Consider the following 9,542-nt stretch of genomic DNA (forward strand, 5'->3'; position numbering starts at 1 on the left):
GGGTCTCCGTTACGTCGATCGGAACTGTCGCGGGCCACGCCGCAGTGTAGCCGCGCCCCCGGCGCGAACCGCGCAGCACGAAGGGGCGTGCGGGTCAGGCGTCGGCGCCGAACGCGGTCCGCACGATCCGGTCCTGCTCCACCTGATGGGCGGTCGGGTAGCCCTCGCTCGGGCTCGCCTTCCACGTGCGTCCCACGTAGTGCAGCCCGCGCGCCGTGCTGGCGCGGACCGTCTGCTCGAGACGGTGCCTGATCGAGCGCCAGGGGCCCATGTTCTGCGGCTCCTCCTGGGCCCACACGACCTCGTCGAGCCTCGGATAGCGCCGCAGCAGCGACTCGACCGCCTCGACGGGGAACGGGTAGAGCTGCTCGAGCCGTGCCACCGCGACGTGCTTCGCATCCTCGTGCAGGTCGTGCCCGACGATGTCGTAGTAGAGCTTCCCGGAGCACAGGACGAGCCGCTCGACCGTCTCCGGCTCGACCCTCGGGTCGTCGACGACCGGCTGGAAGGTTCCCTCGGAGAGGTCCTCGAGGCTCGACGAGGCCTGCTTCAGGCGCAGCAGCCCCTTGGGCGTCATCACGACGAGCGGCCGGGCGACGACGTCGAGCGCCTGGCGCCGGAGGAGATGGAAGAACTGCGCCGCCGTCGTGCAGTTGGCGACGCGGATGTTGTCCTGGGCGCCGAGCTGGAGGAACCGCTCGAGCCGTGCGCTCGAGTGCTCCGGCCCGTTCCCCTCGTAGCCGTGCGGCAGGAGCAACGTCAGGCGACTCGTCTGGTTCCACTTCGACCGCCCGGCCACCATGAACTGGTCGATCACGATCTGGGCACCGTTGACGAAGTCGCCGAACTGGGCCTCCCAGAGCACGAGCGCGTCGGGGGCCGAGACGGAGTAGCCGTACTCGAAGCCGAGCGCCGCATACTCGGAAAGGGGCGAGTTGTAGACCTCGAACGACGCGTTCGCCCCGGGGAGATGCTGCATCGGGGTCGCGGTCTCGCCGGTCTCTGGGTCGTGGAGCACGAGATGACGGTGGGAGAACGTTCCGCGCTCGGTGTCCTGGCCGGACAGACGGATCGGGATTCCGTCCTCGAGGAGCGACGCGAAGGCGAGCCCCTCGCCCTGCCCCCAGTCGATCCCGCCGGTCTCGATCGTCTCCCGCCGTCGCTCGAGCTGACGCTCGAGCTTCGGGTTGACGCTGAAGCCTTCGGGGACGCGGAGGAGCGCCTCGTTGAGTGCCCGCAGCCGCTCCGCCGGGACCGCGGTCTCCACTGCGTCGCCGGTCCCCGTCAGGTGCGGCGGGTCCGGCGGGGGCGCAGGGGGCTCGGCGATGGATGCGCGCAGCCGGTCGTGTGCGCTTCTGAGCGTGGCGACGACCTCGTCGACGATCGCGTCGGCCTCGTCCGAGGTGAGAACGCCTTGCTCCGCGAGCCGGGCGGCGTACGTCTCCCGGACGGTCGGCTGCGCGTGGATCCGCTCGACCATGAGGGGCTGCGTGTACGCCGCCTCGTCCTGCTCGTTGTGCCCGAACCGGCGGTACCCGACGAGGTCGATCACGAAGTCGTGGCCGAACTCGGCTCGGTACGCGAGCGCCAGATGGACCGCCCCGAGGGCCGCCTCGGGGTCGTCGGCGTTGACGTGGACGATCGGGATGTCGAAGCCCTTGGCGAGGTCGCTCGAATAGCGCGTGGAGCGGCTCTCCGCCGGGTCGGTAGTGAACCCCACCTGGTTGTTCGTGATCAGATGGAGCGTCCCGCCCGTCGAGTAGCCGGCGAGGCTCTGCAAATTCAGCGTCTCGGCGACGACGCCCTGACCGGGGAACGCGGCGTCGCCGTGGATCAGGATCGGCAGCGCGACCGTCGGGTCGTGGAGGCCCGCGCCGGTCGAGCGATCGGTCTGCTCCGCGCGCGTCCAGCCTTCGACGACGGGATTGACGGCCTCGAGGTGGCTCGGGTTCGGCGCGATCGTGACCTCTATCTCCCCCGCACGCGTGACGCGCGTCCCCGACGCAGGGAGGTGGTACTTGACGTCGCCGCTGCCTCCCTCCGGGTCGACCACGAGCGCGTCGTACGAGCGTTCGCCCTCGAACTCCCGCAGGATCGACTCGTACGACCGCCCGACGGTGTGCACGAGGGCGTTCAGGCGCCCGCGGTGTGCCATCCCGAGCACGACCTCGTGCGCGCCGGCCTCGGCTCCGAGCTCGATCGCCTCGTCGAGCATCGGGATCAGCACGTCGAGCCCTTCGAGGGAGAACTGCTTCTGGCCGAGGAACGACCGGCGCAGGTACTGCTCCAAGCCCTCGACCTGCGTCAGCCGCCGGAGCAACCGGATCCGCTCGTCGGGCCCGAGTGCGACGCGGAAGCGCCCGGACTCGATCGCCTTGCGGAGCCAGACGCGCTCGGCGTGGTCGGAGATGTGCTCGATCTCGTACGCGCTCGAGCCGGTGTAGACCTCGCGAAGCCGCGGGAGGGCTTCTCGCAGCGTCTCGCCGGGCACGGAGAGGCGGAGCAGGCTGGCCGGGATGCGCGCCTGCAGCTCCGGCGTGAGCGGCGGGACGAGCCGCGTCTCGTCGAGCGCCGGGTCGCCCATCGGCTCGGAGCCGAGCGGGTCGAGCCGGGCGGCGAGGTGGCCGTGCATGCGGTACGCCTTGACGAGAGCCATCGCGGCGGCGACGCCCGCGAGAAGCTCGGCGTCGGGAGCTTCGGCCTCGGTGGGCGCGGCCTCCGGCGCGGCCTCCGGGGCGGCGTCGACGGGCGGCGCATCAGGGGCCGGAACGGACGGCGCGAATGCAGGGGCGGAAAGGCCGTTTCCGCGCCGGTCGACGGCCTGGCCGTCCGCCTCGAACAGCGCTCGCCACTCCGGTGGCACGCTCGCCGGCGCATCCAGGTAGTCGGCCAGGAGCTGCGCGACGTAGGCCGCGTTCGGACCGGTCAGATCGGTCGCTCCCATCGTCGTGTGTTGTAGCAGCGGCTACCGCTGCCACCCGACGCGCGGGCCTCCTAGAACAGCGGGCCGTCGGTGACGATTGCGACGGTCATGCCGATCACCCACGCGACGCCCGCGAACATGGCTGCCTTGAGCGCGAGGCTCTGGTACCGGGAGCTCATCCGCGCACCGACGAGCGCGAGCAGCATCGCCACGGGCGAGAGCCGCGCCGGATGCGCGTCGAGCTGGAGCAGCAGCCCGAAGCCCATCGCGATGCCCGACAGGACGATCGAGGCGACGGCGAGGAGCCCGCCGATCGTGTCGGCCGCCGACGACCGCTCGGGCCGCGTCTCGTCGAGCGTCGTCACGAGCGGACCGCCGTGCGGGTGTGACGCGGCCGGGTCGGGCCGCGGGGCCGCGTCCCGCGCCGGTCGTCGGAGCGGCGGCTGTCGCGCGGGTCACGCGTCCGGCCGGGCGGAACAGGCGGCGACACGGGGGTGTCGGGCACGCGCGCGGACACCGTCGGCTGCTCGTCGCGCGGCTCCGCCCGGATCGCCCACCACACGACCATGCAGAGGTAGACGAGAGGGATCTTGAGCAGGACGAGCATGAAGACGACCTCCCAGACCATGCGCTTCGAGTCTACGCACTCGAGAACCCTCGGCGCCAACCTGGGCGCGTGGGCTCGACGAGACACTCACGGCAGGGCTTCCAGAGCCCGGGTCGAAGGTGTGGGCTTACACCGCCCTTACGCGGCAGGGCTACCGTGCCCGCGTTCCGAACCCGCTCAAGGAGGTTCTCGTGCGATTCATCGTCCGCCTGCTCGTCCTCGCGTGTCTCGCAGCCACCGTCCTCGCCCCTGCCGCTGCCGCTGCCGACCGCATGTGGGTCGGCTTCCACGACGACCCGATGTTCCGCTGGGACGGCACCCGCCTGGACGCTCTCGACCGGGCTCGCTCGAACAACGCGTCGATCCTGCGGACGATCGTCGACTGGTCCAAGGTCGCGCCGGATCGCCCGGCCGAGGCGACCGACCCCTTCGACCCCGCCTACCAGTTCGGCGACGTCGACGAGTTCGTGCGGAACGCGCAGCAGCGCGGCCTCGAGGTGCTCATCACGTTGTGGGGCACGCCCGGGTGGGCCAACGGCGGGCAGAAGCCGCAGGCCATGCCGAGCAACCTGGCCGATTTCCAGAACTTCGCCCGCGCGGTGGCATCCCGGTACTCGGGCCGCTATGCCGGGTACCCGTACGTGCGCTTCTTCACGATCTGGAACGAGTCGAACCTGGCGACGTTCCTCGTCCCGCAGTTCAACGCAAGCGGCAAGATCGTCAGCCCGGCGAACTACGCGAAGCTCGCCCGATCCGGGATCGCCGGCATCAAGGCGGGCAATCGAAGCGCGCTCGTCGCGATCGGCGAGACGTCCTCGAACGGCCGCGACAAGAAGAGCAAGGGCACCGACACCGTTGCCCCCGCGACCTTCATGAAAGGGGTGGCCAAGGCACTCGGCAAGGTCAGGTTCGACGCCTGGGCTCAGCACCCGTACCCGTTCCCGGTGAACCAGAAGCCGACCCAGCTCGTGCGCTACCCGAACGTCACGCTCAAGAGCTTCCCGCGGTTCGAGAAGGATCTCGACGCGGCGTTCAAGCGGAAGAACATTCCGATCTGGATCACCGAGTACGGGAACGAGACGAAGCCCGGCGAGCCGAAGGGCGTCACGGAGGCACAGCAGGCCGCCTACATCCCGCAGGCGATCGCGATGGCCAGCAAGGACCCGCGCGTCCAGATGTTCATCTGGTTCGTGATGCAGGATTCGCCGGGGAGCCTCTGGCAGAGCGGCATCTACCGTCAGGACGCGACGCCGAAGCGCGCACAGCCGCGGTTCGCCCGCGCCGCCGCCCCGCTCGACCCGGTCAACGGGAAGATGACCGTCCGCGGCGGGACGAAGAACCCGAAGATCACCGTCTACCTGCGCGAGTACTGCGCGAACAACCCGGTTGGCGCGACCGTGGGCTACACGATCCGCAGCTACCTGAAGACGAAGCTCGTCCAGGTCAGCCAGGGAGCCGCGCCGCTCGGGATCGACTGCACCGTCAAGCCGCGCGTGGCAAAGCTCACGGTGGCGAAGAAGAAGACCTACCGCGTCACGGTCACGGCGAACACGGCCACGACCGCCGAGGTTCTCCGCACGATCACGATCGTCGGGAAGTAGTCGCTCTCGTCGGGGCGGGCCGGGGACGGCCCGCCCCGACGATGACGATGGAGCCGAGGGGGCTCGAACCCCTGACCTTCTGGCTGCCAGCCAGACGCTCTCCCAGCTGAGCTACGGCCCCGTGAACGGCCAAGTGTAGCCTCGCCCGCGCCGCCTCGGATGCGTCGAAACCCTCGCGGACCGCGGTTCGTCAGGCCGTCGCAGCGGCCTCGAGCTTCGGGACGTCGTCCCAGAGCTCCTCGAGGCGGTAGTACTCGCGCGTCTCGGGCGTGAAGATGTGCAGGACGACGTCGAGGTAGTCGTCGACGATCCAGCTCGCCTCGGGAAGGCCGCTCGAGGAGCGGGGAACGAGCTTGGTGTCGCGCTTGAGCGCGGCGTGCACCTCGTCGTGGATCGCCTTCGTCTGACGCGGGTTCTTGCCCGTCGCGATCACGAAGTAGTCGGTGTAGTCGCACACCGAACGCATGTCGAGGATCGCCACGTCCGTCGCCAGCTTCTCCTCGGAGAGGGCGGCGATACGGCGTGCTTGGTCGAGAGAGGTCAGGTGGGCGTCGTCCCTTCGGTCGGTTCGCCTCGAAGCATACCCCCGTCCTCCGGCCGGTCAACGCGCCGGTAGAGCTCCAGACGGTCGATCTCGGCACGCACGGCGGGCGGGACGAGCCCGTCGATCGGCTGCCCTTGGGCCACGCGAGACCGGATCTCCGACGAGGAGACGGGGAGCGGCTCGATCTCGAAGAACGTGACCCGGTCCGGCCGCTCGAGGCCGGCGAGGACCTCGTCCAGCCGGCTCCGAGCGAAGCCCGGCCGCGTCGCGACGCCGAGCCGCGCAAGGGCGAGCACGCGCTCGGGGTCCTTCCACGAGGAGAGGGCCGCAAACTCGTCTGCGCCGAGGAGGAACACCGGATCGTCGAGTGCGAGCGCCTCGAGCGAGTCGACCGTCCGGGGGAACGGATCGAGCGAGATCTCGGCCTCGTCGAGGGGGGCGAAGGCGAGCTCGGCGAGGAAGAGCCGGATCTGCGGCGACGTGGAGACCTCCTTGTGCCCGGGGTCCTCGACCACGCGCACGAGCAGCCGATCGAGCTCGAAGCGCTCGGTTCCGACCCGGGCGAGCTCCACGTGGCCGACGTGCGGCGGGTCGAACGCGCCGCCGAAGATGCCGACGCTCACGGCTGCCACTCCAGCTCCTCGTCCCCGATCTCCACCATCGAGCCGCGGCGCACGCCGGCGGTGCGAAGCGCAGCCTCGAGCTCCTCGCCCTCCGGTGCATCCCCGACCACGCGGAAGCCGCGGTCGGTGCGAAGGACGCGGAAGCTGCGCCTCGAGGCCGGTGAGGGACGGTAGTCGAGAAACTCCGGGAGCGACGGCTCCTCGTCGCTCGGCTCGGGGGCGGTGGGACACAGCGCGAAGAGCGCCCGCTTCAGCTCGTCGATGCCCGCGCCGGTCGCGCACGACACGCGATGGACGCCGACGATGCGGGCATCCTCGATCCCGAAGGGCGCCGGGTCGGGGCTCAGATCCGCCTTGTTGAGGACGACGAGCTGCGGCCGCTCGTCGAGACCCGCGCCGTAGAGGGCGAGCTCGCGGTCGATCGTTGCGAAACGCGTGTCCGCGTCTCCCTCCGACCCGTCGACGACGTGGACGAGGAGGCGAGCCCGCTCGAGGTGGGCGAGGAACGCGTGACCGAGCCCGACGCCGCCGCTCGCGCCCTCGATCAGGCCCGGGACGTCGGCGACGGTCAGCTGCGACCCGTCAGGGGCCTCGACGGTCCCGAGCACCGGCTCGAGCGTCGTGAAGGGGTAGTCCGCCACCTTGGGCGTCGCGTTCGAAAGGCGCCGCAGGAGCGAGGATTTCCCGGCGTTCGGCAGCCCGGCAAGTGCGGCGTCGACGACGAGCTTGAGCCGCAGCTCGAGCGCCTGCTCCGTGCCCGGGAGGCCCGTCTCGGCGAAACGGGGTGTCTGCCTCGTCGGCGTCGCGAAGCGGGCGTTCCCGCGCCCGCCGAGGCCGCCCTCCGCCACGACGACCCGAGCGCCCGGCCGCGCCAGGTCGGCGACGAGCCCGCCGTCCTCGGCGATCACTTGCGTCCCCATCGGCACCGCGAGCTCGATCGACTCGCCGTCCGCCCCGTGTCTGCGCGCGCCGCCGCCGTTGCCGCCGCGCTCGGCCGTGAACGCCCGCCGCCCCCGCAGCGACGACAGGTCGCGCAGCGACGGATCGGCGACGAGTGCGACGTCGCCGCCGCGCCCGCCGTCGCCCCCGTCGGGGCCGCCCTTCGGTACGTGCTTCTCGCGGCGGAAGCTCAGCGCGCCGTCACCGCCGCGTCCGGAGCGGACGAGGATGCGGGCGCGGTCGTGGAACACGAGCCTCCGGGCCGGAAACGACCCGGCCTCCGGATCGGCGCTAGGCCGTCTCGGCGGAAGCCGCGATCGAGACGGAGCGCCGGTCGCCGCTCCGATGGAACTCGACGACGCCCTCGCGCAGCGCGAAGAGCGTGTCGTCGCGGCCGATGCCGACGCCGGGACCGGGGCGGAATCTCGTGCCGCGCTGGCGCACGATGATCATCCCGGCCTTGACCTCCTGGCCGGCGAAGATCTTGACGCCCAGGCGCTTGCTCTCGGAATCGCGACCGTTTTTCGAGGAGCCGAGCCCCTTCTTGTGTGCCATCAGTCACTCTCCTCTGCGATCGCGGCCTCGAGCGCGGCGATCGCGCCCTTCCGCTTGCCGTGCGTGGTCTCGTGTTCGAGCGCCGCGGCGAGCGCTGCCGCGTCCCACGTCGGTGCCGCCTCCCTGATCTGCGCCACGGTGAAGCTCGAGTAGCCCTTGGGCAGTGCCGACGGAGCCTCCGCGGGCGGCGCCGAAAGAGTGGTCTGCGGCTTCTGCGTCGCCCTCTCGCGCTTCGCGGGCGCGCCGCCGATCGACTCGATCTGGATCCGCGTGAGGGACGCGCGGAACCCGGTGTGGCGCTTGTAGCCCGTCCGCTGCTTGTACTTGCCGATGCGGATCTTCGGCCCCTTCTCCTGGGACAGGACCTTGGCCGTGACCACGGCGGCGGGCGCCAGCTCGGGCTCACCGTCGCCGCCCGTGAGGAGCACGGTGGGCGTGAACGACGCGCCGTCCTCGAGCGCGAGGCGGTCGACGAGCAGGCGCTCGCCCTCGCGGACGCGGTACTGCTTGCCGCCGACGGAGATGATCGCGTAGCTCATGCGCAGGGCCTTCTGACGAGGAAAATCGCGGGCAGCGCCCGCGAGCCGCCGGATTGTAGCGGAGATCCCGAGGCTCGCTGCGTGCTCAGGGCCGCCGGTCGAAGTCCTCGATCCACTCCGACATGGGGACATAGCCGTCGCCGTTGCCGGGCTCGGAGGGAGTCGCAGCGGGCACGCTCACGGGCTCGTCGACGGGTGTCTCCGGCGCCCGGCCGCCCTCCGGCTCGGGCGCCGTCGCGCCGCTTTCGTCCGGCTGCGCCGCCGCCGCGCCGTCGCCGTTCGCGGCGGCCCGCTTGCGCCGGTTCTTGCCGCCCCGCGATCCGCGACGGGTTCGCTTGCGCGGCACGCCCTCGGTGGGAGCGGGCTGCTCGTCTCCCCCGCGCTCCGCCCCGTCCGCGACGGGCTCGGCGGCGGTGACGTTCGCAGGGAGGGCCTCGGGCGCCTCGGCCTCGTCGGTCGGCGCTCCATCGGCGTTCGGCACGTGGATCTTCGGCTTCCGCCTGCGGGGCTTCGGCGCCCCGGATGGGGCCGCGTCCTCCGACGGCGGGGAGGTGGGCGCGACGTCCGGCTCGGCGTCGGTCTCGGTGTCGGCCTCGGCGCTGTCGGCGTCCGCCGTCGACGATGCAGGCTTCTTCCGCCGCTTGCCGCCGCGCGAGCCTCGGCGGCTCCGCTTCTTCGCGGGCGGAGCCTCGGTCTCGTCGCTCTCGGCCCCGTCGCCTTCGCTCTCGGCGGGCACCGCTTCTGCGACCTCGACGTCCTCGGCCGCCGGCTCCTCGGGAGCCGCCTCGGTGGCGCCCTCGTCGGTCTTTCGCCGGGCGGGGGCACGGGTCGGCTTCTCGGCCTCGCTCTCGAACGTGATGGGCGCGGCGGCGGGCTCGGCCGCCACGAGGGCTGCGAACGCCTGCCCCTCGAGCACCCGCCCGACGGCCACCTTCGCCTTCTTGCCGACGAGCTTCGCGGCGTCCGCGACGACGACGTCGATGCCGTCGACCTTGCCGACTGCGGCGGTCGCATCATGGAGCGCGAGCTCGACGAGCTTGAGCTCGAGCTCGCCACCCTCCGCGACCGGCGCCGACGGCGCGAGGTCGTCGCGCCGTCCCTCCGCGAGCACCTCGAAGTGGTCGAGATGCGCGTGCCCCTCCGCGGGGACGAGGAAGAACCGTCGTCGCGTGGCGTCCTCGAGCGCGGCGAGTCGGCTGCCGCCCGGCCCT

At 71.6% G+C, this 9,542-nt stretch carries 9 protein-coding genes, 1 tRNA gene and 1 pseudogene; 1 reads left to right on the forward strand and 10 read right to left on the reverse strand.

Annotated elements, in window-relative coordinates:
* Positions 1–94: 94 nt before the first annotated feature.
* The 3 genes from VNM44_RS13765 to VNM44_RS13775 are packed head-to-tail and all read right to left on the reverse strand — an operon-like array spanning position 95 to position 3,551.
* Positions 95–2,944 (reverse strand): 2-oxoglutarate dehydrogenase E1 component, encoded by a 2,850-nt coding sequence (locus VNM44_RS13765; RefSeq protein WP_325626461.1) that lies wholly within the window; start codon positions 2,942–2,944, stop codon positions 95–97.
* A gap of 50 nt (positions 2,945–2,994) precedes the next feature.
* Positions 2,995–3,288: a hypothetical protein gene (locus VNM44_RS13770; RefSeq protein ID WP_325626462.1), complete on the reverse strand. Its 294-nt coding sequence runs from the start codon at positions 3,286–3,288 to the stop codon at positions 2,995–2,997.
* On the reverse strand, positions 3,285–3,551 hold the full coding sequence (locus tag VNM44_RS13775) for a hypothetical protein (RefSeq protein WP_325626463.1): 267 nt from the start codon (positions 3,549–3,551) through the stop codon (positions 3,285–3,287). Before VNM44_RS13775 ends, VNM44_RS13770 begins: the two co-directional genes overlap by 4 nt.
* Positions 3,552–3,721: 170 nt before the next feature.
* Between VNM44_RS13775 and VNM44_RS13780 the strand changes: the two genes are divergently transcribed.
* Positions 3,722–5,131 (forward strand): cellulase family glycosylhydrolase, encoded by a 1,410-nt coding sequence (locus tag VNM44_RS13780; protein ID WP_325626464.1) that lies wholly within the window; start codon positions 3,722–3,724, stop codon positions 5,129–5,131.
* A 48-nt stretch (positions 5,132–5,179) separates the two neighbouring features.
* Here the strand turns inward: VNM44_RS13780 and VNM44_RS13785 are convergent.
* From VNM44_RS13785 to VNM44_RS13815, 7 genes and pseudogenes are all read right to left on the reverse strand, one after another.
* Positions 5,180–5,252 (reverse strand) — tRNA-Ala (locus VNM44_RS13785).
* Positions 5,253–5,321: 69 nt separating this feature from the next.
* Positions 5,322–5,675: a ribosome silencing factor gene (gene rsfS / locus VNM44_RS13790; RefSeq protein ID WP_325626470.1), complete on the reverse strand. Its 354-nt coding sequence runs from the start codon at positions 5,673–5,675 to the stop codon at positions 5,322–5,324.
* A complete protein-coding gene (locus VNM44_RS13795; RefSeq protein WP_325626465.1) occupies positions 5,672–6,307 on the reverse strand; it encodes a hypothetical protein in 636 nt (211 codons plus the stop codon). Before VNM44_RS13795 ends, rsfS begins: the two co-directional genes overlap by 4 nt.
* Positions 6,295–7,488 carry an Obg family GTPase CgtA gene (gene cgtA, locus VNM44_RS13800; protein ID WP_325626466.1) on the reverse strand — a complete coding sequence of 398 codons (1,194 nt, stop codon included), beginning with the start codon at positions 7,486–7,488 and terminating at the stop codon, positions 6,295–6,297. Before cgtA ends, VNM44_RS13795 begins: the two co-directional genes overlap by 13 nt.
* A 40-nt stretch (positions 7,489–7,528) precedes the next feature.
* Complete coding sequence (rpmA, locus tag VNM44_RS13805) at positions 7,529–7,792, reverse strand: 50S ribosomal protein L27 (RefSeq protein ID WP_325626467.1); 264 nt, start codon at positions 7,790–7,792, stop codon at positions 7,529–7,531.
* Entirely contained in the window at positions 7,792–8,331 is a 540-nt protein-coding gene (rplU, locus tag VNM44_RS13810; protein WP_325626468.1) for a 50S ribosomal protein L21, read from the reverse strand. The genes rpmA and rplU overlap by 1 nt, the downstream gene beginning before the upstream one ends.
* A gap of 85 nt (positions 8,332–8,416) precedes the next feature.
* Positions 8,417–9,542: pseudogene (locus tag VNM44_RS13815) on the reverse strand (hypothetical protein); the annotation flags it as partial.

Origin of the sequence: Gaiella sp. (genome assembly GCF_035558935.1) — a bacterium.
Lineage (GTDB): Bacteria > Actinomycetota > Thermoleophilia > Gaiellales > Gaiellaceae > Gaiella.